Source organism: Yoonia sp. 67-2 (genome assembly GCF_035117555.1).
Taxonomy (GTDB): domain Bacteria; phylum Pseudomonadota; class Alphaproteobacteria; order Rhodobacterales; family Rhodobacteraceae; genus Yoonia.
Genome location: NZ_JAYKPK010000004.1, coordinates 35,604 through 58,477 on the forward strand (window position 1 = coordinate 35,604; position 22,874 = coordinate 58,477).

Here is a 22,874-nt window from a genome sequence, read left to right on the forward strand (position 1 = left end):
ACCGGCCCTAAGCCAGCCCGCGCAGATAGGCGCGCAGCACTTTTTCCAGCTTCGCGGCACCGATGGGGGCCATTGCTTTGGTATGTTCGTGGCTGATCGCCTCGTCACTTAACCCTGCGGCCATATTGGTGATGGTCGAAATCGCGGCGGCTTTCAGGCCAAGGAACCGGGCGAGGATCACCTCTGGCACCGTCGACATGCCCACCGCATCGGCGCCGAGCATGGCAATGGCGCGGATTTCGGCAGGGGTTTCAAAAGACGGGCCGGAATACCAGGCATAGATGCCATCGGCCATCTCGGTCCCGGTGCTGTCGGCGGCGGCGCGCAGGCCGACGCGGATCGCGGGGTCATAGGCGTCTTTCATCGGGACGAACCGCGCGTCCGTGGCCTCCCCGATCAGCGGGTTCAGCCCGGAAAAGTTGATGTGATCCGACAGGCACATGATCGACCCTGTGGGCATATCCGCCCGCATCGATCCGGCGGCATTGGTCGCGATCACCGCTTGGCCACCCAAGGCGCGCAGCACCTCCAGCGGCAGGCGCATCACATCCGGGCGACCTTGTTCGTAATAATGCGCGCGGCCACCGAAAACGGCGACACGCACGCCTTCCAGATCACCGATCACAAGGTTCGGGTTGTGGCCAGAGACCCCGGCATGGGGAAAGCCGGGCAGGTCAGTATAGGGGATCTTCACCCCATCCACCGCATCGGCGATATGGCCTAGGCCAGAGCCGAGGATCAGACCCAGCCGCACCGGCGCATCGCCCGCCAGTGCCTTGATCTGGGTGGCGAGTGTTTCAGCGTTCTTTGACATAGGGTTGGCCGCCTGCGCGTGGGGGGATCGCCTTGCCGACAAAACCGGCAAGGATGATCACGGTCAGAATAAAGGGAAGCACATCCAGCAATTGCCCGTTCACGCGGAACCCGATTACATTCGTGATGATATCAGGGCGCAGCGACAGGGCTTGCAGGAAACCGAACAGCAGGCAGGCATAAAGCGCATACCATGGCCGCCATTTGGCGAAAATCAGCGCGGCAAGGGCGATGTAACCGCGTCCCGCGCTCATATCCTTGACGAAACTGGCTTGCAGGGCGGTGGCGAGATAAGCGCCCGCCAGGCCGCACAGCACGCCGCAGATCGCTACAGCGGCAAAGCGCAGGCCGATCACCGACACGCCAGCCGTATCAACGGCGGCAGGGTTTTCGCCCACAGCCCGCAGGCGCAGGCCGAAACGCGTGCTATAGAGCACCCACCATGTCAGCGGCACCATCAGCAGGGCGACATAGACAAGGATCGTATGGCCGGAAATCAATTCGTAATAGATCGGCCCGATGACTGGCACATCGCGGATGGCATCGGCAAAGGGCAGGGTAATCGGATTGAACCGCGCATCGCCTGCCAATTGCGGGGTGCGCCCGCCTTGCTGAAACCAGCTTTGCGCCATGACCACCGTCAGACCGGCGGCAAGGAAGTTAATCGCCACGCCTGAGATGAGCTGGTTGCCACGGAAGGTGATCGAGGCCAGACCATGCACCGCTGACAGCACCAGCGACGCGCCGATCCCCGCGAGCATGCCCAGCCAGACATCACCCGTCACAGCTGCAATCGCGGCAGACATGAAGGCGGCGGCGAGCATCTTGCCTTCCAAGCCGATATCGAAAATACCGGCCCTTTCCGAAAACAGGCCCGCGAGGCAAGCCAGCAACAAAGGTGTCGCCAAACGCAAGGTGGCGTCAAGCATCTGCAAAAGCGTGGCAAAATCCATTTAGGCAACAGGCTCCATCAAAAAGGCGACCGGGATATCAATCATTGCTTCGCGCGCCGCAGGGACAGGAACAGCCGTTCCAGCGGCATCCGCACCATATTGTCCAGCGCGCCGGTGAACAGGATCACCAAGGCCTGAATGACGATGATCAACTCACGCGGGATCGAGGTCCACAGCGCCAGTTCCGCGCCGCCTTGATACAGGAACCCGAAGAGCAAAGCCGCCAGCAAGACCCCAAACGGATGGCTGCGCCCCATTAGTGCCACGGCGATGCCGATGAAACCCGCGCCTTCGACAGCGTTCAGGACCAGCCGTTCGGCCTCGCCCTGCACATTGTTGATCGCCATCATCCCGGCCAGACCGCCGGAAATCAGCATGGTGATCATGATGATCTTGGTCGGGCTGATGCCCGCATATTTCGCCGCAGCCTCTGAATGGCCATAGGACCGCAGTTCATAGCCCAGCCTTGTGCGCCAGATCAGCGCCCAGATCGCAATGCACGCCGCGACACCGACGAAAAAGGTGATATTGGCCGGTGCGCCACGGAAAAACGTGGTTTCGCCGAAATTGAACATATCCTGAAACGACGGCAGATGCGTCGCGGCGGGGAAGGTCGCGGTGGCCGGTTCCATGGAGCCGGAGACCTTCAACGGCCCGATCAGCAGGTAGTTCAGCAGGGCGGCGGCGATGAAATTGAACATGATCGTGGTGATCACGATATGGCTGCCGCGTTTGGCCTGCAGATAGGCCGGGATCGCCGCCCATGCCGCACCAAAAGCCGCAGCCATCGCACCGGCACCGAGCAGCGCCAGCGACCAATGAGGCCAAGGGATATAAAGGCAGGCTATCGCCACGCCCAGACCGCCCAGCACCGCCTGACCTTCACCGCCGATGTTGAACAGCCGCGCGTGAAAGGCGATGGATACGGCAAGGCCCGTGAAGATGAAATTGGTCGCGTAGTACAGCGTATAGCCCCAGCCATAGGTGGACCCGAGCGCGCCTTCGACCATCAATTGCAGCGCCGCCCAAGGGTTTTCCCCGATGGCGAGGATCACCAGTGCTGACAATAATGCGGCAAGCAGAACCGAAATCAGCGGGATCAGGATCACATCAGCCCATTTTGGCATTGTCTCCATGGTCAGACCCCCTTGCCCGCGCCGTCACCGGCATAGGCGAGGTTCTCGGCCACCGCCTGAAACAGATCGCCTTTAGGCTCGGACGTCATCCCTGCCATCAACAGCCCCAGTTCTTTTTCATCTGTCTGCTGCGGCATCCGTTCGCCCATGATTTTTCCGTCAAACATGACCGCGATCCGGTCGGACAGGGACAGGATTTCTTCCAATTCGACCGAAACCAGCAAGATCGCCTTGCCCTGATCGCGCAGCGCCACAATCTGCTGGTGGATAAACTCGATCGCGCCGATGTCCACCCCGCGTGTCGGCTGGCCGATCAGCAAAAGGTCGGGGTTGCGTTCAATCTCACGCGCCAGAACGAGTTTTTGCTGGTTGCCGCCAGAGAAATTCTTGGCCGCCAGACGCGGATCAGGTGGGCGCACATCGAAACGGGCCATCTTTTCCTCGGTGTCTTTCAGGATCGCCTGATTGTTCATCAGGAAACGCGATTTTTGATAGCGCCGGTCGTGGTGATACCCAAAGGCAGTGTTTTCCCAGGCGTGGAAATCCATGATCAGCCCTTCGCGCTGCCGGTCTTCGGGCACATGGGCGATGCCATTGGCGCGCCTGCTTTGCCCGTCAGACCGCGCGCCGGTCAGATCAATCTCGACCCCGTTCATCAGGACGGACCCAGTGGCGCGTTCGTAACCGCCCAACACCTCCAGCAATTCGGATTGGCCGTTGCCTGCGACACCGGCAATGCCCAGAATCTCGCCCGCATGGATGTCGAAACTGACATCTTTGACGCGGTGTACGCCCTTGTCATCGGTCACATTGAGGTTGCGCACTTCGAGGATCTTGCGCCCGATCACCGGCGGCGTCTTATCCACGCGCAGCAGCACCTTGCGCCCGACCATCAGTTCTGCCAGTTCCTGCGGGCTGGTCTCGGATGTTTTCACCGTCGCCGTCATCTCGCCGCGCCGCATCACGCTGACAGTGTCGGTGATCTCCATGATCTCGCGCAGTTTATGGGTGATCAGGATGATGGTTTTGCCTTCGCGGCGCAGGTTTTCCAGAATGCGGAACAGGTGATCCGCCTCGGCCGGGGTCAACACGCCGGTTGGTTCGTCAAGGATCAGGATATCCGCCTGACGATACAGCGCCTTGAGGATTTCGACACGCTGCTGCATGCCGACGCCCACATCTTCGATCACCGCATCGGGATCGACGTTGAGTTCGTATTCGCTTGCCAGCGCCGCGAGTTCCCGCCGCGCACGGGCGAGAGATGGGCGCAACAGCCCGCTATCTTCTGCCCCCAGTACGACATTTTCCAGCACGGTGAAATTTTCGACCAGTTTGAAATGCTGGAACACCATGCCGATGCCTGCGGCAATTGCCGCCTGCGAATCGGTGATATTGGTCTTTTTGCCGGCGACAAAAACCTCGCCCTTATCGGCCTTGTAGAACCCGTAAAGGATCGACATCAGCGTCGATTTTCCCGCGCCGTTTTCGCCGATGATCCCGTGGATCGTGCCGGGCATGACGCGGATGGAGATATCCTTATTGGCCTGCACCGGGCCAAAGGCCTTGGAGATGCCTTTGAGTTCAATTGCGGGGGCTGTGGTGGTCATGCGGGCACCTTATGAATGCAAAAGACCGCGCGGATACATCAGCGCGGCCCCGTGTTATGGCCTGTCGGGCTGGATCAGAACGTCAGCGCCGGGCAGCTTTCGTCGGATGAATAATCATGCACGACCAGATTGCCAGCAGCGATTTCGGCAGCTGCCGCATCGACCGCTTCGCGCATTTCGGCGGTGATCAGCTCTTCGTTGAATTCATCGACTGCATAGCCGACGCCATCGTCGCCAACGCCCATGACGTTCAGACCGGTTTCCAGATCCTCGCCACCCATGAAGGCGTCATAAACCGCATTATCCACGCGTTTCAGCATCGATGTCAGGACCTGACCGGGATGCATGAAGTTCTGGTTGGCATCGACGCCGATCGACAGGATGTCGTTGTCAGCCGCTGTCTGCAACACGCCGACGCCGGTGCCACCAGCGGCAGCGAAGACAACGTCAGACCCTTGACTGATCTGCGCCATGGTCAGTTCAGACCCGCGCACCGGATCGTTCCATGCCGCAGGGGTAGTGCCGGTCATGTTGGCGATCACGGTTGCATCGGGGTTCACCGCCAAGGCACCTTGGGCAAAGCCGCAGCCGAATTTGCGGATCAGCGGGATATCCATGCCACCGACGAACGACACGGTGCCGGTTTCGGACGCCATCGCAGCGAGCATGCCGACCAGATAGGACCCTTCATGTTCGTTGAAGATCACCGAACGGATATTTGGCGCATCGACGACGCTGTCGATGATGGTAAAGCTTGTGTCCGGGTAATCAGCCGCGACCCGTTCCAGCGGTGTCGCCCAGGAAAAGCCAGCCATGACAATCGGGTTCGCGCCGGATTCGGCAAAGCGACGGATCGCCTGTTCACGCTGCGCATCGGATTGGATTTCCACCTCGGCATAGCTGCCGCCGGTTTCGGTCGCCCAACGCTCTGCGCCATTATAGGCGCTTTCGTTGAAGGATTTGTCAAATTTGCCGCCCAGATCGAACAGGATCGCAGGATCAGCAGCAGCCGCACCTGCCGTCAGGGCCAGGGCTGCCGAAGCGCCAAGAAGTTTATGGATAAGGGTCATTGTCGTCTCCCAAGTCGTTGTGCAAAGGCGGAATTGTCCGCGAAATGCCTTTGTTGAAAACCGAGCCGGTCGTTGCCGGACCATCGCAAGATAAGGCCTTTTCCGGGACAGAAGATCAACAGGTTTTTGCGCAAAAATAAGCAAGTGGCGAGGGATTGATCATCACAATTTGCCCTGACGCGGGGTTAACCGCGTGTGAGTGCCTTGCGTAGAACCAATGCTGCGACAGGTGCTGCATCTTTGGGCAGATAATATCCCGGGCGGCGACCGACCTGCGTATAACCCGCCTGCGCGTAGAGCGCGCGGGCTGCGGCATTATCCTCGGCGACCTCCAGAAAGACCGCAGTCGCGCCTTTGGCTTGTGCCGTCTGCTCTGCTTTTGACAGCATCCTGCGCGCCAGACCTTTGCGGCGATGCGCGGGGGCCGTGGCGATGGTCAGCACTTCGGCCTCGTCCAGTGTTACGCGAAGCAGCGCAAAGGCGCGGTCGTCGCCTGCGATGATCGTGCCGGGTTGGGTGATCAGATCGCGAAACTCTGCTGCCGTCCATGACCGGGTGGTGGAAAACGCCTGCGCATGTATGTCTGCCATCGCCTCTGGCGTCATGGCAGGATGACCGGAGCAGCATCGCGCGCGGGGGCGGCATCGGCGGTGCGAATGTAAAGCGGCGTGGGGCGGGGATTTTCCCCGCCAACCCGCTGCGCCGCAATCCGGGCGATGGCATTGATCGGCGGTTCGGATGGCACCACAACTGTCAAACCAGTGACCGAACTGATCCGATCCGCCACAGGTCCGACGATGCGAGCATCAGCCGGAAAACCCGGCAGATCATCCAGCGCAGAAAGCTGCGGCGCGCTCTCGCCCGCCCCGAACACCTGAACATAAACCATGTCCCTCCGCGCATCGAGGCAGGACACAATAGCACCATCCAGCCCGAACGCCTGCGCCTCCAAGAGCGACACGCCAATCGCAGGCTTGCCCAGCCCCAGCGCCAACCCGCGCGCGGCACTGACGGAAATGCGGATGCCGGTGAAATTGCCCGGCCCGGTGCCGACGCCGATCCCGTCGAGATCGCGCCAAGTCAGACCTTCTGCCGCCAACATCTCTTCAACCATCGGCAGCAGATGTTCGGCCTGACCCTTGGCCATGTCATCCACGCGGGTCACCACCCTATCGCCCAACAGCAAAGCGGCGGCGCAATGCGCCGCCGATGTGTCAAATGCGATCAGTTTCGTCTCAGGCGGCAACAGGCCGCACCTCGACCACTTCGGGGATATAATGGCGCAGCAGGTTTTCGATGCCCATTTTCAGCGTCAATGTGGAGGACGGGCAACCGGCGCAAGCGCCCTGCATATGCAGATAGACGATGCCACGGTCAAAGCCGTGGAAGGTGATATCGCCACCATCCTGCGCCACGGCGGGACGAACGCGGGTGTCGAGCAATTCCTTGATCTGACCGACGATATCCGCATCTTCGCCGCTATGTTCGGCATGGCCGCTGACCGGTTTGTGGTCTTCCGCCATGACAGATTGGCCGGATTGGTAATGTTCCATGATCGCGCCCAGAATGCCGGGTTTGATGTGATCCCATTCGACGTCATCCGCCTTGGTCACTGTCACGAAATCGATGCCAAAGAACACGCCCGACACGCCGCCGGTCGCGAAAATACGCTTGGCCAGTGGCGAATTTTCCGCCGCTTCCATGCTCGGGAAATCGGCGGTGCCAACGTCCAGCACGTTCTGGCCGGGCAGGAATTTCAGCGTCGCTGGGTTCGGGGTCGATTCGGTTTGGATAAACATGGCGCGGACCTTTTTTGTCAGGATTTATATATGCCTATCCGGGCGCTGCCTGTCAAGGTTTTTAGAACGGTTCTAAGTCAGGTGATCAGTTCAAGCCGCTCTTTCGACAGATCCCCCGGCACGATGGTGATCGGCACCGGCAGACTGCCCGCCTGACGGCTGAGCTGCGTGACCAGCGGGCCGGGGCCTTTGTTATCGGTGCCAGCGCCAAGCACCAGAATGCCGATGCTGGGGTCTTCGTTGATCTGGGCCATGATCTCGGTCAAAGGCTCGCCTTCGCGGATGATCAATTCGGGGTTCACATTCTGCTTGTCGCGCATCCATTTCGCGAAAACCTCGAAATGCACCTCAATCCGCTCGCGGGCTTCGGCGCGCATGATCTCACCCACGCCGATCCAATGGTTAAATTCATCGGGGGGAATCACCGACAGGATCGCTACACCGCCGCCAGTATGCGCCGCGCGCATCGCAGCAAAGCGCATAGCGTTCAGGCATTCGCGGCTGTCATCCAAGATCACCAGAAACTTGCGCATCATCATCACTCTCCTGTTGCGGGTCATAGTGCAGCAAGGACAGGACGCTGGCAATGGGATCAAGCTGCGTGGCACCCAGCGCCGGGGAAACGCCGGGTGCCTGCAAGACCGGGGTGCCAAAAGGGGGCGGGATGGCACCCAGCCGGGGCGGAGCAGAGCGAATCTATGCAGCGCAATTTAAGCCTCGCACCCGCCGGATTCAATTTTGTGACGATGCTGCCGCAAGGTTAACCAAGGCCTGCACATCGAGCCGCGCGTTCACCATCTGTATTCCGCCATCGGCATTGCGCGGCCAGTCTGCCATCGGTTTATCGACGTAAAGTTCGACACCGTTCTGGTCGGGATCACGCAGATAGACGGCTTCGCTGACACCGTGATCTGCCGCACCGTCGAGCGGAATGCCCGCCGCCAGCACCCGCGCAATCACAGCCCCCAGTGCGGCGCGATCAGGGTAAAGAAAAGCCGTATGATACAGCCCGGTATGCCCCGCAGGCGGCGGTGTCGCGCCAAGGCTTTCCCATGTGTTCAGCCCGATATGATGGTGATAATCGCCCGCCGCCAGAAAGGCAGCGCCGGTTCCATAGCGCTGGGTGACGTGGAACCCCAGCACATGGGCGTAAAACGCAATGGCACGGTCAAGATCAGCGACACGCAGATGCACGTGGCCGATGCGGGTGGCAGCAGGAGCGGGCATGATGATATTCCTTTCAGCATTGCTGCTAAGGTAACATCAATCGCCTTTGCCGCTATCCGCCATTGTCACGCATGGCTTGTGCGGCTTTGCAGATCAGCCGCGCGACAGGCCGACGATATCATAGGTCTGGTGCAGGATCGGTGCGGCAATCGCGCGGGCCTTTTCAGCGCCTTGCGCCAGAATCCGGTCAATCTCTGCCGGGTCGGCCATGAAACGGGCCATATCCTGCGAAATCGGTGCGAGTTTCGCCACTGCCAGATCGGCCAATGCCGGTTTGAACGTGCCCCAGCCCGCGCCGGGATATTGCGCGATCACGGCTTCGGGCGTGGTATCGTCAAGGGCTGCATAAATCTCGACCAGATTGCGCGCCTCGGGCCGGGATTTCAGCCCTTCGACGGTTTCGGGGAGCGGTTCTGGATCAGTCTTGGCCTTCTTGAATTTCTTCGCGATCGTATCGGCATCATCCAGCATATTGATCCGTTCCATATCGCTTTCGCCAGATTTGGACATTTTCTGCGTGCCGTCGCGCAGGTTCATCACCCGCGTGGCTGGCCCGTCGATCACGGGTTCAGTCATCGGAAAGAAATCGACGCTGTAATCATGGTTAAATTTCGCCGCGATATCGCGGGTCAGTTCGACATGCTGTTTCTGATCCTCGCCTACGGGCACCTGCGTCGCGTGATAAAGCAGGATGTCCGCCGCCATCAGCGATGGATAGGCATAAAGGCCCAGCGATGCCTTTTCCGCATTCGACCCCGCCTTGTCCTTGAACTGGGTCATCCGGTTCATCCAGCCGACGCGCGCGACGCAGTTGAAAATCCATGCAAGTTCGGCATGGGCAGACACCCGGCTTTGGTTGAACAGGATCGATTTCGCCGGATCAAGGCCCGCGGCTAGATAGCCCGCCGCAACCTCGCGCGTGCCATTGGCCAGATCCTTAGGGTCCTGCCAGACGGTGATTGCATGCATGTCGACGACGCAATAGATCGTTTCCATCGAGCCCTGCATGCCGACAAAGCGTTTGATCGCGCCCAGATAATTGCCCAGCTGCAAGCCGCCAGAGGGTTTGATCCCGGAAAACACACGTGGGGTAAAACTTGTCTGGGTCATGATCATCGTCCGGGTTGATTTGCGGGGGCTGGATTTCAGGTAACGCGTCGCATACCCATGCCAGACAGACCCGTCAACTTCAACTGCCGCAAGGGATAAGCCCGTGTCCGAGAAACCGATCAATGATCTGTCGCCTGTTGTCATCGGCCTCGCGCTGCTGATCATCGGGGCAGAGGCTGTGTTCCAACTGGCCAATGCCGGGCTTCTGGGCGGGCCGCGCGGGGTCGGCTGGCGGATGGAAGGGATCGGCATGTTCGGCTACTCCCCCGCCGTGCTGGAACGGGTGCTGGTGCAGCGGGATTTCGCGCCCGATATCCTGTGGCGGTTTGTGACTTATCCTTTCATCAATACCGAAATCGTCGGGGCGGCGTTCTGCGCGGCACTGACGCTGGCTTTGGGCAAGTTCACTTCTGAGTATTTCGGTGGGCTGAAGGTGCTGGCGATCTATCTGCTGACCGCGATCGCCGGAGCCGTGGTTTACGGGCTGCTGGTCGAAGGCAATGGGCCCCTGTTGGGCGGCTTCACCCCGGTTTACGGGCTGATCGGGGCCTATACCTATGTGCTCTGGCTGCGGCTGGGGCAGGCGGGCGAGAACCAGTTGCGGGCGTTTCAGCTGATCGGGTTTCTTTTGGCGCTGCAATTGGGGTTCGGGCTGATCTTCGGCGTGGGCAATACGTGGATCGCGGAGCTGGCGGGCTTTGCGGCGGGGTTCTTGCTGGCGATCCCCTTCGCGCCGGGGGGCTGGGCGCAATTGCTGTATCGGCTGCGGGAGCGGTCCTGAAGAACTTTCAAGCCTCCGGCGGGAGTATTTTCACCAAAGCGAGGGGGCCGCGTGTCTGTGGGATCAGCGTTTCATCGCGCGGCGGAATTCGGCCAGTTTGAACGCGCCGATGATCTGGCCGATGCCAAAATAGCTGGCAGCGCCTGCCACGATCAGGATCAGCAGCGCCAGATAGCGCCATGTCGGGATCGCGAAAAACGGAGCCATCACATAGGCGAGCGCGGCGAGGATCAGCCCCATCGCCACGGATGCAGCAATGATCCGGGGCAGGCGGGTTTTGAACCGCATGTCGAAATCGGCGGCTTCGCCCATGTTCCGGCTGCCGCGCCACAAAAGCCAGACCATCGCCCAGGCGGTCAGGCTGGTGCCATAGGCGGCGGCGATAAAGCCAATGAAAGGCGACAGACCGACGGCAAGGGCGGCATTCATGACCAATGCTGCAAGGGCGTAATAGAATGGACGTTTGGTGTCTTCGCGCGCGAAAAACAGCGGTTGCAGGGTCTTTTGCATCACAAAGGCAGGCAGACCGAGGCCATAGACCGCGACGGCAAAGGCGGTGGCACTGCTGTCATCCGCACCGAATGCGCCGCGTTCAAACAGGACCGACACCAAGGGCAGCGCGATCACCATCAGCGCCACGGCAGCGGGGATGGTCAGCGCGAGCGAGACTTCACAGGCGCGGTTGAACGCATCCTTGCCACCGGCCAGATCGCCCGCACGCAGACGGCGCGACAGATCGGGCAGCAGCACCACGCCGATGGCGATGCCGACGACGCCCAAGGGCAGTTGGTAGAGCCGGTCGGCGTAGTTCAGCCATGCCACTGCACCGTCGAAGTAACTGGCGACCTGCCTGCCCACCAGCAGGTTGATCTGCACCACACCACCGGCCAGTGCGGCGGGGGCGGCGATGATCGCGAGCCGTTTCAACGCAGGTGTCCAGCGCGGGCGTCCGATCCGCAGGGTGAAACCGGCACGGCTTGCCGCCCACCAGACCAGCGCCAATTGCCCGATCCCGGCCAAAGGCACGGAAAGGGCCAGCCACAAGCCCATCCGTTCGGGGTCTTCTATGGCAGGGACAGAGCCGGTCGCGGCACCGATGATCAGCGCCAGCACGAAGACCGCATTCAGGATCACGGGGGCCGCTGCGGCAGCGGTGAACCGCCCGGTGGCGTTCAGCACGCCGGACAAGAGGGCTGTCAGCGAGATGAACAGGATATAGGGAAAGGCGATCCGGCCATAATAAACCGCAAGATCGAACCGTTCTGATCCAATAAACCCGCTGGCCATCGCGGTCACCAATGCAGGCATCAGCACGATCCCGATCACGGTGAAGATCGACAGGATCACTGCCATCGCCAGATAGGCATCCTGCGCGAAACGATGTGCACCGTCATCCGCTTCCAGCTTTTTGGAAAACATCGGGATGAAGGCCATATTGAACGCGCCTTCGGCAAAGAACCGGCGGAACAGATTGGGCAGGGAAAAGGCGACCAGAAAAGCCTCGGCCACCGGGCCGGTGCCCAGATAGGCGGCGATAAAGATATCACGCACAAAACCCGCCACACGGCTGAGCAGGGTCCAGAGACCGACGGTGAAAAAGCCCGACATCAGGCGCACTTGTTTCATGCCAAAAGGCCCGCGTGGATCAAGATATCGCCTGCTTTGCGCCCTGCGCGATCGCCTCACGCAATTTGCGCTCAAGGCTCTGGCGCTTGGCCTCTGAATGATATTTCAACCCGACCATATCCTTGACATAGAACGTATCCACCACCTGTTCGCCATAGGTCGCAATCACGGCAGAGGCAATATAGACATGCGCATTCGCCAAGGTGCGGGTGAGATCATAAAGCAGGCCGGGGCGGTCGCGGGTATCGACCTCGATAATCGTGTAGATCTCTGACCCTTCGTTATCGAAGGTTATCTTGGTATCGACACGGAAGGCGCGTTCGCGTTTCTTGATCTTGTCTTTATCCTTCAACGCCTCGCGCGCCACAACCTCGCCCCGCAGGGTGCGCACGATCATCTGGCGCAGGCGTTGCAGGCGGCTTTCCTCATATGGATTGCCATCATCATCCTGCACCCAGAAGACGGCGGTCGCATAGCCATCTTTCGACGTATAGCTGCGCGCATCGACGATATTGGCCCCGACCAGCGCCAAAGCGCCGGTCATCCGGCTGAACAGGCCCGGATGATCGACCATCGCGAAACAGGCGCGGGTCGCGTCGCGGTCGGCGTCCAGCATCAGGTCGATGCAGATTTCGGTATCGTCGATTTCACGCAAAAGATTGGCGAAAATCACATGCGCGGCATTCGGCAGACCCTGCCAGTAGGGGCCGTAATGGCGGCCAAGTTCGGTCTTGATCGCCTTGCCATCCCATGTCTTTTCCAGCGTCAGGCGCAGGGCGCGTTTCGCCTCTGCCTCGCGGCTTTCGCGGTTGAGGTCTTCGAGGCCGGTTTCCAGCGCCGACCGCGTTGCCTTGTACAGATTGCGGATCAGCACCGCTTTCCAGTTGTTCCATGTGCCGGGGCCGACACCGCGGATATCGCAGACCGTCAGCACGGTCAGTAAATCCAGCCGTTCCACCGATTTCACCGCATTGGCAAAGCCACGCACGGTGCGGGGTTCGGAAATGTCGCGTTTCTGCGCCACATCCGACATCAGCAGGTGATAGCGGATCAGCCATTCGACGGTTTCGCATTCTTTCTTGTTCAGCCCCAGACGCGGACAGACCTTGCGCGCGATCTGCGCGCCAAGGATCGCATGATCCTCTGGCCGGCCCTTGCCGATATCATGCAGCAAGAGTGCTACATAAAGCACCTTGCGGTTGATCCCATGCTTGAGGATGCCGCTGACCACCGGCAATTCCTCGACCAATTCACCCCGTTCGATCTGGGCGAGGTTGGAAATGCATTGGATCGTATGTTCGTCCACCGTGTAATGGTGATACATATTGAACTGCATCATCGCCACGATCGGCGCGAATTCGGGCATGAAAGCGCCCAGCATCCCCAATTCGTTCATCCGCCGCAGACCGCGTTCGGGGTTGCCGTGTTTGAGCAACATATCAAGGAAGATCCGGCTCGCCTCACGGTCCTGACGCAAATCGTCATCCACCAGATGCAGATGCGACGCCAGCAGGCGCATCGCATCCGGGTGCAGCAAGGTGCCGGTGCGCAGGGATTCCTCGAAAATCCGGATCAGGTTCAGCTTATCGGCAAAAAACGCCTTTTCATCGGCGACGGTCAGCCGGTTCTGTTTGATCGTATAGGGCGGCTTGGCGGTTTTACGCCGCGCCATCAGCCGCACCAGCATCGGTTCCGGCTTGGTATGGGTCGCCTCTAACGCGGTCAGGAAAATCCGGGTCAATTCACCCACGCGGGTCGCTTCGCGGAAATAGGCCTGCATGAAATGTTCAACCGCCCGCCTGCCGCCGTGATCTTTATAGCCCATGGCAGAGGCCACCTCGACCTGCATGTCAAAGGTCAGCTGATCCACAGCGCGCCCCGCCAGCAGATGCAGATGGCAGCGCACGGCCCAGAGAAAATCTTCGGCCTTGATGAAGGTCTCAAATTCTTCGGGGGTGAAGACACCAAGCCCGACCAGCTCGGCGGCATTTTTCACGCCATTGACGTATTTGCTCATCCAGAACAAAGATTGCAGGTCGCGCAAGCCACCTTTGCCTTCTTTGACATTGGGTTCGACCATATAACGCTGGCCGCCCTGTTTGCGGTGGCGTTCGGCGCGTTCGGCGAGCTTGGCTTCGATATAATCGCTGGCAGTGTTGCGGAACAGATCCTGCCACAAAACCTGGCCCAAGGATTTCGCCAGCGCCGCATCGCCCGCCAGATAGCGATATTCGACCAGCGAGGTGCGGATCGTGTAATCCTCGCGCGCCAGGCGCACGCAATCTTTGACGGTCCGGCTCGCATGGCCGATCTTCAGCTTCAGATCCCAGAGCATGTAAAGCATGGATTCAATCACGCTTTCGGCCCAAGGGGTGATTTTGTAGGGCGTCAGAAACAGCAGATCGACATCGGAATGCGGCGCCATTTCGCCGCGCCCATAACCGCCGACGGCGATGAGCGACAGCTTTTCCGCCTCGGTCGGGTTCGGGGCAGGGTGCAGCAGGGTCGTCGCCACCTCCAGTATCACCGTGACGATCTGATCGGTCAGCCAGGAATAGCTGCGTGTCGTCGGGCGCGAGGCGAAAGGCTGCATCACAAAGGCGGTGCTGATTTCGGCAAGGCCTGCCTGCCGCGCTTCGGTCAGGATGCGCACAGCGATCGCGCGCAGGTCCTTTTCGGATGCGATACCAGCGGATTCATCGGTAATGCGGGCCATCACAGCGGCCCTATCGAAGATAACTGACGCCGGACAGATCAACCCGTCCGGCGCTTCGACATGGCGGCTGCGGACGGGTTCAGAGCCCGGCGGCACCGAAACTTCTTGGCGCTTGTTCAAGGATCACGACCTGATTTTGTTGAATGGTGGCAACGGCAAGACCGCGTTCATTCTGCCCGTTCGGCAGCAGGCGGAACACACCCGCCGTCCCGCGGAACCCTTGACGCGTGGTCAGGGCGGCACGCGACAAAGCGACATTGTCACCGCCCGTTTCAATCAGCGCGCCGATGGCGGCGATCCCGTCATAGGCCAGCCCCGCCAAAGGATGCGGCTGCGATCCGTAAGCGGCAGCATACCGGCTTTGGAACTGGGTCGAGGTGCCTTGGTCCGGCAGCGCGAAAAGCCCGCCCTGCACGCCCGGCAAGGACAGCAATTGCGGCACCGAATCCCAGCGGGTGAGCCCGATCAAACGGGTGTCTTCGGTATTCAGCCCGGCATCGGCCAGCCCGGTCGCAACGATCGGCAGATCTGCATTGGCCCCGGCGGTGGTGAAAATCGCCTGCGCGCCGCTGGATTGCGCAGTGCCGACCAGCCTTTGTGTCGAGGCGAAAATGCCCGCCTGCGACAAAGGATAGCCTTCGGTCGCAACCAGTTGTGATCCGTTCTGGCGCACAGCAGCGGCGATGGCATCACGGCCCATCTCGCCGCCGATGTCCTGACCATGGGCGATCATGTAACGATTGACGTCTTGCGCACTGGCATATTGCACCAGTCGGCGCGCGGTATTGTCAAAAGTCTGACCAAGGATGAAGACATTGCCGCCTGCAATGCTTGTGTTGTTGGAAAAGGCGAGCACGTTGATATTGTCACCGGCCACCGCCACGCCGACAGCATTGGCGGCTTCGGCAAACAGCGGGCCCAGAATGATCTGCGCGCCTTCATCCACCGCCCGGCGTGCGACACTCGCGGCCATGACAGGATCAGCGCCCGTGTTATAGACCCGCAAGGTGATTTCCGGCCCGTTCAGATCGGCGATGGCCATCCGGGCGGCATTTTCGAAATTGCGCGCCAGAAAATCGTCACTGCCCTCACCCGATCCACCCGGCACCAGCAAAGCGACCTGCACCGGGGCCGAGGTGTCGATCACAGCCTCGCCGCCCGGCGCTGTGGCGATGGGCGCGGCACAGGCCGCAACAAGGCTGAGTGACAAAAACGCGAAAAGTCGCGTAACCGGCTTGCAGGCCTGACGAAAACGGGCGAACATAATGCAATTCCTTCCAAATGATGCGCGCAATGTCAGGTCTGGTGACCCGGCAAAGCCTGTGCGATTTGAAGCGTAGCATAAAGCAGGGGGGGCGAGGGTCCAGTCATGAATCATATCACCAAGCCACTCTCTGCCGGCCTTTACTTTGTCGCGACACCGATCGGATCGGCGCGTGACATTACGCTGCGCGCGCTCGACATCCTCGCCTCCGCCGATCTGATCGCGGCAGAGGATACCCGCACGGCGCGCAAATTGATGGAAATCCACGGTGTCCCGCTGAACGCGCGCAAGGTCGTGGCCTTTCACGATCACAGCGGCGAAACGGCTGTGGACCGGCTGGTCGCCGATATGATCGCCGGCAAATCCGTGGCCTATGTGTCCGAAGCAGGCACGCCTTTGGTCGCTGATCCGGGCTATGAATTGGGCCGTGCGGCGATTGCCGCTGGCGTGACAGTGACCACCGCACCCGGCGCATCGGCGGTTCTGGCGGCGCTGACGGTGTCAGGCCTGCCCACCGACCGTTTCGCCTTCGTCGGATTTCTGCCCGCCGCAAAGCAACAACGCGAAACCGAAATCGCCGCCCTGCGCGACACTCCGTTTACCTTGGTTTTTTATGAGAGTCCCAAACGCGTAGAGGAAATGTTAATCTCTTTGCGCGATACATTGGGGGGCGACAGGCAGGCTGTGGTCTGCCGCGAATTGACAAAACGGTTTGAGGAAATCACCCGCGGCACGCTGAATGACGTGGTGCAGGTCTATGCAGACCGCAATGTCAAAGGTGAATTGGTGGTGCTGGTCGGGCGCGCGGGTGCGACTGACGTAGCCGATCTGGATGTAACAGAGGCGTTGAAAGAGGCGATGAAAACCATGCGTGTGAAAGATGCAGCCACTGTCGTGGCCGGTGCGCTGGGTCTGCCCCGGCGGCAGGTCTATCAGATCGCCCTTGGTCTGGGGGATGCAACATGAAAGGCCTGACCAGCTATCACGCGGGCCTTGCCGCCGAAGACATCGTTGCGCGTGATTATGCCGCCCGCGCGCATCAGGTCGCGGCCCGGCGCTGGCGCGGCAAAGCCGGTGAAATCGATCTGATCCTGCGCGACGGTGACACTTTGGTCTTTGTCGAGGTCAAGAAAAGCGCCAGTTTCGCGCAGGCCGCCTTGCGTTTGGGGCGGCGGCAGATGGACCGGCTTTGCGCCAGCGCATCGGAATATCTGGCTGGTGAACCAAAGGGACAATTAACCGATATGCGCTTTGATCTGGCCTTGGTTGATGGGCGCGGTGGCGTCAGTGTGATCGAAAACGCCTTCATGGAAGCCTGAGCGCCCCCATTGCGCTGGCAGCCGCGCTGCGGCATGAAGCAAGCAACTGCGATGAAAGAGGTTGCCCCATGGCGTTGAAAATTGCGTTCCAGATGGACCCGATCGGGCCGATCAACATTGATGCCGACAGCACCTTCCGCATCGCGGAAGAGGCGCAGGCGCGTGGGCATGAGTTGTTCTATTACACGCCTGACAAGCTGGCCTATGACCGGGGCCGGGTTGTCGCGCGCGGCTGGCCCTTGCAGGTGCAACGGGTGAAAGGCGATCATTTCACGCTCGGCGACATGCAGGAGATCGACCTGCGTGAGATGGATGTGGTCTGGCTGCGCCAGGACCCGCCTTTCGATATGGGCTATATCACCACGACCCATATCCTCGACATGATCCATCCCGATACTTTGGTGGTGAATGATCCATTCTGGGTACGCAACTACCCTGAAAAACTGCTGGTGCTGAATTTCCCCGACCTGACCCCGCCCACGATGATCGCGCGCGATCTGGAGACTTTGCGCGCCTTCCGCGCCGCCCATGGCGATGTGATCCTCAAACCGCTTTACGGCAATGGCGGCGCGGGCGTGTTCAAACTGACGCAGGAAGATGGCAATCTGGCCTCCTTGCATGAGCTGTTTTCCGGCATTAACCGCGAACCGCTGATCATGCAGCAATTCCTGCCCGCCGTCGCCAAAGGTGACAAACGGGTGATTCTGGTCGATGGCGAACCTGTCGGCGCGATCAACCGGGTGCCTGCCCAGGGCGAAACCCGCTCCAACATGCATGTCGGCGGCCGCCCGGAAAAAGTCGCGCTGACCGACCGCGACCGCGAAATCTGCGCCCGGATCGGGCCTTTGTTGCGTGAAAAGGGGCAGGTTTTCGTCGGCATCGACGTGATCGGCGATTGGCTGACAGAAATCAACGTGACCTCGCCCACCGGCATTCAGGAGTTGGAACGCTTCGACGGTGTCAATATCGCCGAAAAAATCTGGCAGGCGATTGAGGCAAAGCGCAGCGCCCCTGCATCGTCAGAGTAAAAATATCCCCGCCGGAGGCTTCAGATCCCGACAGGGATCTGAACTAAACCTCCTTCGCCATCGCCAGACGATACCCCACAGCCTCGGCCACATGGGCGCGGCAGACCTCATCCGATCCTTCCAGATCCGCAATCGTCCGCGCCACCCGCAAAATCCGGTGATAGCCGCGCGCCGATAGGCCGAATTTCTCTGCCACCCGCAGCAGCAATGCCCGCCCTTCCGCATCCGGGGTGGCGATCTGTTCAAGCAGAGCGCCCTCGGCATCGGCATTTACCCGCGCGCCTGGATGATCCGCGAATCGCAGGGCCTGACGCGCCCGCGCCGCGCCGACCCGTGCTGCGATCACCGCAGAACTGTCACCCGATTGCGGCAGATCTAGGTCGTGAAACGCGACCGGCGGCACCTCGACCCGCAGATCGAAACGGTCCATCAAAGGCCCGGAAATCCGGCCCATATAATCCTCACCACAGATCGGCGCGCGGGTGCAGGCGCGCGCCGCATCCGTCAGATAGCCGCATTTGCAGGGGTTTGCCGCCGCCACCAGCATGAACCGGCAAGGATAGCGCACATGAGCATTGGCGCGGGCGACCACGACTTCGCCGGTTTCAATCGGCTGGCGCAGGGTTTCCAGCACATTGCGCGGAAATTCGGGAAATTCATCCATGAACAGCACGCCATTATGCGCCAGCGAAATCTCGCCCGGTTTCGCGCTGCGCCCGCCGCCGACGATGGCGGGCATCGAAGCGGTGTGATGCGGTTCGCGAAACGGTCTTTCGCGGCTGATGCCGCCATCATCCAGCAAGCCTGCAAGCGAATGGATCATCGAGGTTTCCAGCGCCTCCGCCGGGGATAAAGGCGGCAAAATCCCCCCGATCCGCGCCGCCAGCATGGATTTACCCGATCCCGGCGCGCCGACCAAGAGCAGGTGATGCCGCCCGGCGGCGGCAATTTCCAGCGCACGTTTGGCGCGTTCCTGCCCTTTCACCTCGGCGAAATCGCGGCTGTGGGTCGCCGCCTGCGTCTCACCCGGCTCGGACGGCGCGATCACGCTCTGCCCGGTGAAATGCCGCACCATCGCGGCCAGAGAACGGGGTGCAATGACATTCGCCGCCCCGACCCAGGCCGCTTCTGCCCCGCAGGCCTGCGGGCAAAACAGCATCCGCCCTTCGCTCGCTGCCGTCATCGCCGCGGGCAAAGCGCCGACCACCGGCACCAAAGACCCGTCCAGCGACAATTCCCCCAAGGCCACGACCTGTGCTGCCTCGTCGCGCGGGATGATGTCGAGCGCTGCCAATAGCGCCAGCGCGATGGGCAGGTCGAAATGCGACCCTTCCTTGGGCAGATCGGCGGGCGACAGGTTCACCGTGATCCGTTTCGATGGCAGCGCGATGGCCATGGCCGTCAGCGCCGCGCGCACCCTTTCGCGCGCCTCGGACACGGCTTTGTCGGGCAGGCCGACGATGGTGAACGCCGGAATGCCGGGGGTGACGGCGCATTGCACCTCGACCAGCCGCGCCTCGATCCCTTCAAAGGCCACTGTATAGGCGATGGCGACCATGCGCTGCTCTCCGTTCCTGTGTTAACGGGTAGCGGGTGATGGTTTAGGAAAGGTTAACGGGCCAAGGCTTGCGCGGCAGATCCAGCGGATAGGGCCACGGGTCGTGGATTTCCTGCAATGCCGCCTGCCGCCAGTCCAGAAAGGCCGGGTCGCGTAGATGGGCCGCGACATAGGCTTGTGCGGCGGGGCTGACCGGCAGCCCATAGGTGGTGATCCGCAACGCCACCGGCGCATAGAAGACATCCGCCAGCGAATAATCGCCAAACAGCCACGGGCTATCATTGCCGTGCCGCGCGCGGGCCAAGGCCCATAATTCCTCGATCCGGGCCAGATCGGCCAGCACGGCGTCCGATGGCTGGAACCCGTCCCAGACATGGCTGATCATATTGGGGCATTCGCTGCGCAGGGCAGCAAACCCGCTATGCATTTCCGCGCAGATCGACCGTGCCACTGCGCGGGCCGCAGGGTCGCGCGGATAAAGCGCCACATCAGGATGCCGTTCGACCAAGGTTTCCGCCATGGCGAGACTGTCGGTCAGCACGTGACCTTCCGGCGTCGTCATCGCAGGCACGGTGCGCGCAGGCGCGATATGGGCCAGATCGGCGGCCATGGTGCCGGAATACAGACCCACCATCCGCGTCTGATAAGGCAGGCCGAATTTTTCCAGCATCAGCCAGCCGCGCAAGGACCAGCTGCTGAAGGTCCGGTCACCGATGTATAATGTATATGTCATGCGCCGAGCTTAGGCGGCATCCGCATCCGCGCCAAACGACATTGCGTGATCGCATCCATCACGGCAGATGATTGACAGCCCCTAAGGCCCACCCCGATTGAGAGCAGGTCATCTGCGTCACTGATAGATTATCAATCTGATGCCCCATCGCCTGATAGGCGGTGCAGCCCGCCGCGCGCTGGATCTGGGTCATGATCACGCCCATATGGGCGACCAGCACGATATCGCCGCCGGCAAAGCGCAGGGTCAGGTCATCAACCACACGCGCGACACGGGCACTGACGTCATGCCAGCTTTCGCCCTCCGGTGCGCGCAGATCGCCGGGGGTCTCCCAGAAAGCGCGGCTCAGCACCGGATCGCGGGCCGCAACATCCGTGTGATGCATCCCGTCCCAGATACCAAAATGCATCTCTCGCAGGTCGCGCTGATCGGGTAGGCGCTGGCGGTTGCCGCCAATCGCATCCGCAGTGGTCGACGCCCGTTGCAGATCGGAGGCGACTACCACCGCATCCGTTGGCAGGAAATCCGCCACCCGCCCGATCAGCGCCGTATCGGACAGATCCGCAGGCACATCGCGCCAGCCGGTAAAGCATTTCTCATGCGTCGGCCCATGCCGCACCCACCAGAGCCTTGTCATTTCAGCACCAAAGGCAGGCCTGCCATCACCGCGACCACGCTATCTGCCTCTGCCGCAATCGCTTGGTTCAGTGCCCCCTGCGCATTGCGAAACCGCCGCGCCAGCGCATTATCGGGAACGATGCCTTGCCCGACCTCATTAGACACAATGACAACCGGGGCGGCACAACCCGCCAACCCCTGCACCAACCCGGCACTGGCGGCGGCGATATCATGATCCGCCAGCATCACGTTTGTCAGCCACAAAGTGGCGCAATCCAACAGCACCGCCTGACCATCCTGCACCTGCGACAAAATGGCACTGACCTCCAACGGCTCCTCATAAGTGATCCAGCCTTCGCCACGCATCTCGCGGTGGCGGGCGACCTTGGCCTCCATCTCGGCATCATAGACCTGCGCCGTTGCAATATAGACCTTTTGCAGACCTGAGCCTGCAATCAGCCCTTCCGCATAGGCGGATTTGCCAGAGGCGGCGCCGCCTAGCACGAGTGTCAGTTTCGGCAAGCTGTTCATCTGATATCGAGTGATCCGGTTTCCATCCCGCTGCGTAGCAAAATCATAACAAAGAGTTAATCGCCGCTCGTTCATTTGGGGGAAGAAACATGGCCGTCAACGCATTTTCTGATCAAACGCTGTCACGGACCGCGATGCGTGCTGAATTGCTGGATGCGGAAACAGAGCTGAAACTCGCCTATGCCTGGCGCGATCAGCGCGATGAAGAGGCGCTGCATCGGCTGATCACCGCATATATGCGGCTGGCAATTTCCATGGCGTCGAAATTCAAACGCTATGGCGCGCCGATGAATGATTTGATTCAGGAAGCCTCCGTCGGGTTGATGAAAGCCGCCGATAAATTTGACCCCGACCGGGGCGTGCGGTTTTCGACCTACGCGGTCTGGTGGATCAAGGCCTCGATCCAGGATTACGTGATGCGCAACTGGTCGATGGTGCGGACCGGGTCGACATCGTCGCAGAAATCCCTGTTTTTCAACATGCGCCGGGTGCAGGCCCGTCTGGAACGCGAGGCGGCCGCAGAAGGCCGCACGCTGGAAACCCACGAATTGCACGAAATGATCGCCATCGAAGTCGGCGTGCCGCTGCATGACGTGCAGATGATGGATGGGCGCTTGTCGGGGTCTGATTTTTCGCTCAACGCCACCCAATCGGTGGATGATGAGGGGCGTGAATGGATCGACGCGCTGGAAGATGACGCGCCGCAGGCCGCTGAAAAGGTCGAGAATTCGCATGACACCGACACGTTGCGCCAGTGGTTGGTCACGGCATTGTCGGCGCTGAATGATCGTGAACAATTCATCGTGCGCGAACGCAAATTGCGCGATGATCCGCGGACTTTGGAAAGCCTTGGTTCCGAACTCGGCCTGTCCAAGGAACGTGTCCGGCAGTTAGAGGCCGCAGCCTTTGGCAAAATGCGCAAAAGCCTAGAGGCGCAAAGCAACGAAGTGCAATCCTTCTTCGCCTAAGACGCCACATTGTCTTT

23 protein-coding genes are annotated in these 22,874 nt (G+C 60.7%); 5 read left to right on the forward strand and 18 right to left on the reverse strand.

Annotated features, from left to right (window positions below; genetic code table 11):
• Window positions 1-7: 7 nt before the first annotated feature.
• The 11 genes from VOY09_RS07710 to trpS all read right to left on the reverse strand — a co-directional run bounded on the left by VOY09_RS07710 (window position 8) and on the right by trpS (window position 9,715).
• Window positions 8-814: a purine-nucleoside phosphorylase gene (locus tag VOY09_RS07710; RefSeq protein WP_322894104.1), complete on the reverse strand. Its 807-nt coding sequence runs from the start codon at window positions 812-814 to the stop codon at window positions 8-10.
• The gene (locus VOY09_RS07715) at window positions 798-1,766 is read right to left on the reverse strand and encodes an ABC transporter permease (RefSeq protein ID WP_322894103.1); all 969 of its coding nucleotides are present in this window, start codon (window positions 1,764-1,766) and stop codon (window positions 798-800) included. The genes VOY09_RS07710 and VOY09_RS07715 overlap by 17 nt, the downstream gene beginning before the upstream one ends.
• 41 nt (window positions 1,767-1,807) lie before the next feature.
• Complete coding sequence (locus VOY09_RS07720; RefSeq protein WP_322894102.1) at window positions 1,808-2,902, reverse strand: ABC transporter permease; 1,095 nt, start codon at window positions 2,900-2,902, stop codon at window positions 1,808-1,810.
• A gap of 2 nt (window positions 2,903-2,904) precedes the next feature.
• A complete protein-coding gene (locus tag VOY09_RS07725) occupies window positions 2,905-4,509 on the reverse strand; it encodes an ABC transporter ATP-binding protein (protein ID WP_322894101.1) in 1,605 nt (534 codons plus the stop codon).
• 74 nt (window positions 4,510-4,583) lie between these two features.
• Entirely contained in the window at window positions 4,584-5,579 is a 996-nt protein-coding gene (locus VOY09_RS07730) for a BMP family ABC transporter substrate-binding protein (RefSeq protein WP_322894100.1), read from the reverse strand.
• Window positions 5,580-5,764: 185 nt separating this feature from the next.
• The gene (locus tag VOY09_RS07735; RefSeq protein ID WP_322894099.1) at window positions 5,765-6,184 is read right to left on the reverse strand and encodes a GNAT family N-acetyltransferase; all 420 of its coding nucleotides are present in this window, start codon (window positions 6,182-6,184) and stop codon (window positions 5,765-5,767) included.
• Window positions 6,181-6,825 carry a tRNA (adenosine(37)-N6)-threonylcarbamoyltransferase complex dimerization subunit type 1 TsaB gene (gene tsaB / locus VOY09_RS07740; protein ID WP_322894098.1) on the reverse strand — a complete coding sequence of 215 codons (645 nt, stop codon included), beginning with the start codon at window positions 6,823-6,825 and terminating at the stop codon, window positions 6,181-6,183. The genes VOY09_RS07735 and tsaB overlap by 4 nt, the downstream gene beginning before the upstream one ends.
• A complete protein-coding gene (locus VOY09_RS07745) occupies window positions 6,815-7,378 on the reverse strand; it encodes a NifU family protein (RefSeq protein WP_322894097.1) in 564 nt (187 codons plus the stop codon). Before VOY09_RS07745 ends, tsaB begins: the two co-directional genes overlap by 11 nt.
• Before the next feature lie 77 nt (window positions 7,379-7,455).
• Window positions 7,456-7,911 (reverse strand): universal stress protein, encoded by a 456-nt coding sequence (locus VOY09_RS07750; RefSeq protein ID WP_322894148.1) that lies wholly within the window; start codon window positions 7,909-7,911, stop codon window positions 7,456-7,458.
• Between the two features lie 199 nt (window positions 7,912-8,110).
• A complete protein-coding gene (locus VOY09_RS07755) occupies window positions 8,111-8,605 on the reverse strand; it encodes a VOC family protein (RefSeq protein ID WP_322894096.1) in 495 nt (164 codons plus the stop codon).
• Window positions 8,606-8,698: 93 nt separating this feature from the next.
• Entirely contained in the window at window positions 8,699-9,715 is a 1,017-nt protein-coding gene (gene trpS / locus VOY09_RS07760) for a tryptophan--tRNA ligase (protein WP_322894095.1), read from the reverse strand.
• A gap of 103 nt (window positions 9,716-9,818) precedes the next feature.
• Here trpS and VOY09_RS07765 point away from each other — a divergent pair, with 103 nt between their 5' ends.
• Entirely contained in the window at window positions 9,819-10,496 is a 678-nt protein-coding gene (locus tag VOY09_RS07765) for a rhomboid family intramembrane serine protease (protein ID WP_322894094.1), read from the forward strand.
• Between the two features lie 63 nt (window positions 10,497-10,559).
• Here the strand turns inward: VOY09_RS07765 and murJ are convergent, their stop codons facing one another.
• The 3 genes from murJ to VOY09_RS07780 are packed head-to-tail and all read right to left on the reverse strand — an operon-like array spanning window position 10,560 to window position 16,102.
• Entirely contained in the window at window positions 10,560-12,122 is a 1,563-nt protein-coding gene (murJ, locus tag VOY09_RS07770) for a murein biosynthesis integral membrane protein MurJ (protein WP_322894093.1), read from the reverse strand.
• Window positions 12,123-12,141: 19 nt separating this feature from the next.
• Window positions 12,142-14,958: a [protein-PII] uridylyltransferase gene (locus VOY09_RS07775; RefSeq protein ID WP_416236741.1), complete on the reverse strand. Its 2,817-nt coding sequence runs from the start codon at window positions 14,956-14,958 to the stop codon at window positions 12,142-12,144.
• A complete protein-coding gene (locus VOY09_RS07780) occupies window positions 14,918-16,102 on the reverse strand; it encodes a penicillin-binding protein activator (protein ID WP_322894092.1) in 1,185 nt (394 codons plus the stop codon). The genes VOY09_RS07775 and VOY09_RS07780 overlap by 41 nt, the downstream gene beginning before the upstream one ends.
• Window positions 16,103-16,207: 105 nt before the next feature.
• Between VOY09_RS07780 and rsmI the strand changes: the two genes are divergently transcribed.
• The 3 genes from rsmI to gshB all read left to right on the forward strand — a co-directional run bounded on the left by rsmI (window position 16,208) and on the right by gshB (window position 18,449).
• Window positions 16,208-17,068 (forward strand): 16S rRNA (cytidine(1402)-2'-O)-methyltransferase, encoded by an 861-nt coding sequence (gene rsmI, locus VOY09_RS07785; RefSeq protein WP_322894091.1) that lies wholly within the window; start codon window positions 16,208-16,210, stop codon window positions 17,066-17,068.
• Window positions 17,065-17,421 carry a YraN family protein gene (locus VOY09_RS07790; RefSeq protein WP_322894090.1) on the forward strand — a complete coding sequence of 119 codons (357 nt, stop codon included), beginning with the start codon at window positions 17,065-17,067 and terminating at the stop codon, window positions 17,419-17,421. Before rsmI ends, VOY09_RS07790 begins: the two co-directional genes overlap by 4 nt.
• A 68-nt stretch (window positions 17,422-17,489) precedes the next feature.
• On the forward strand, window positions 17,490-18,449 hold the full coding sequence (gshB, locus tag VOY09_RS07795; protein WP_322894089.1) for a glutathione synthase: 960 nt from the start codon (window positions 17,490-17,492) through the stop codon (window positions 18,447-18,449).
• Between the two features lie 43 nt (window positions 18,450-18,492).
• Here the strand turns inward: gshB and VOY09_RS07800 are convergent, their stop codons facing one another.
• Genes VOY09_RS07800 through cobU form a run of 4 tightly spaced genes read right to left on the reverse strand, consistent with a single transcriptional unit; the run spans window position 18,493 to window position 21,889 of the window.
• Complete coding sequence (locus VOY09_RS07800; protein WP_322894088.1) at window positions 18,493-20,007, reverse strand: YifB family Mg chelatase-like AAA ATPase; 1,515 nt, start codon at window positions 20,005-20,007, stop codon at window positions 18,493-18,495.
• Between the two features lie 43 nt (window positions 20,008-20,050).
• Window positions 20,051-20,740, reverse strand: a complete 690-nt coding sequence (locus VOY09_RS07805) for a glutathione S-transferase (protein WP_322894087.1) — start codon at window positions 20,738-20,740, stop codon at window positions 20,051-20,053.
• Window positions 20,741-20,798: 58 nt separating this feature from the next.
• Window positions 20,799-21,377 (reverse strand): histidine phosphatase family protein, encoded by a 579-nt coding sequence (locus VOY09_RS07810; RefSeq protein ID WP_322894086.1) that lies wholly within the window; start codon window positions 21,375-21,377, stop codon window positions 20,799-20,801.
• Window positions 21,374-21,889 (reverse strand): bifunctional adenosylcobinamide kinase/adenosylcobinamide-phosphate guanylyltransferase, encoded by a 516-nt coding sequence (gene cobU / locus VOY09_RS07815; protein WP_322894085.1) that lies wholly within the window; start codon window positions 21,887-21,889, stop codon window positions 21,374-21,376. The genes VOY09_RS07810 and cobU overlap by 4 nt, the downstream gene beginning before the upstream one ends.
• 89 nt (window positions 21,890-21,978) lie before the next feature.
• Between cobU and VOY09_RS07820 the strand changes: the two genes are divergently transcribed.
• The gene (locus tag VOY09_RS07820) at window positions 21,979-22,857 is read left to right on the forward strand and encodes an RNA polymerase factor sigma-32 (protein ID WP_322894084.1); all 879 of its coding nucleotides are present in this window, start codon (window positions 21,979-21,981) and stop codon (window positions 22,855-22,857) included.
• The last annotated feature ends 17 nt before the right edge of the window (window positions 22,858-22,874 follow it).

Bases quoted from the DNA above. Each gene is read 5' to 3' on its own strand.
- rsmI (WP_322894091.1), top strand. From the start codon at position 16,208: ATGAATCATATCACCAAGCCACTCTCTGCCGGCCTTTACTTTGTCGCG.
- VOY09_RS07725 (WP_322894101.1), bottom strand. From the start codon at position 4,509: ATGACCACCACAGCCCCCGCAATTGAACTCAAAGGCATCTCCAAGGCC.
- cobU (WP_322894085.1), bottom strand. From the start codon at position 21,889: ATGAACAGCTTGCCGAAACTGACACTCGTGCTAGGCGGCGCCGCCTCT.
- VOY09_RS07750 (WP_322894148.1), bottom strand. From the start codon at position 7,911: ATGCGCAAGTTTCTGGTGATCTTGGATGACAGCCGCGAATGCCTGAAC.
- VOY09_RS07755 (WP_322894096.1), bottom strand. From the start codon at position 8,605: ATGCCCGCTCCTGCTGCCACCCGCATCGGCCACGTGCATCTGCGTGTC.
- VOY09_RS07730 (WP_322894100.1), bottom strand. From the start codon at position 5,579: ATGACCCTTATCCATAAACTTCTTGGCGCTTCGGCAGCCCTGGCCCTG.
- VOY09_RS07780 (WP_322894092.1), bottom strand. From the start codon at position 16,102: ATGTTCGCCCGTTTTCGTCAGGCCTGCAAGCCGGTTACGCGACTTTTC.
- murJ (WP_322894093.1), bottom strand. From the start codon at position 12,122: ATGAAACAAGTGCGCCTGATGTCGGGCTTTTTCACCGTCGGTCTCTGG.
- VOY09_RS07800 (WP_322894088.1), bottom strand. From the start codon at position 20,007: ATGGTCGCCATCGCCTATACAGTGGCCTTTGAAGGGATCGAGGCGCGG.
- VOY09_RS07745 (WP_322894097.1), bottom strand. From the start codon at position 7,378: ATGTTTATCCAAACCGAATCGACCCCGAACCCAGCGACGCTGAAATTC.
- VOY09_RS07810 (WP_322894086.1), bottom strand. From the start codon at position 21,377: ATGACAAGGCTCTGGTGGGTGCGGCATGGGCCGACGCATGAGAAATGC.
- VOY09_RS07720 (WP_322894102.1), bottom strand. From the start codon at position 2,902: ATGGAGACAATGCCAAAATGGGCTGATGTGATCCTGATCCCGCTGATT.
- VOY09_RS07735 (WP_322894099.1), bottom strand. From the start codon at position 6,184: ATGACGCCAGAGGCGATGGCAGACATACATGCGCAGGCGTTTTCCACC.
- VOY09_RS07710 (WP_322894104.1), bottom strand. From the start codon at position 814: ATGTCAAAGAACGCTGAAACACTCGCCACCCAGATCAAGGCACTGGCG.
- VOY09_RS07805 (WP_322894087.1), bottom strand. From the start codon at position 20,740: ATGACATATACATTATACATCGGTGACCGGACCTTCAGCAGCTGGTCC.
- trpS (WP_322894095.1), bottom strand. From the start codon at position 9,715: ATGACCCAGACAAGTTTTACCCCACGTGTGTTTTCCGGGATCAAACCC.
- VOY09_RS07790 (WP_322894090.1), top strand. From the start codon at position 17,065: ATGAAAGGCCTGACCAGCTATCACGCGGGCCTTGCCGCCGAAGACATC.
- VOY09_RS07820 (WP_322894084.1), top strand. From the start codon at position 21,979: ATGGCCGTCAACGCATTTTCTGATCAAACGCTGTCACGGACCGCGATG.
- VOY09_RS07715 (WP_322894103.1), bottom strand. From the start codon at position 1,766: ATGGATTTTGCCACGCTTTTGCAGATGCTTGACGCCACCTTGCGTTTG.
- gshB (WP_322894089.1), top strand. From the start codon at position 17,490: ATGGCGTTGAAAATTGCGTTCCAGATGGACCCGATCGGGCCGATCAAC.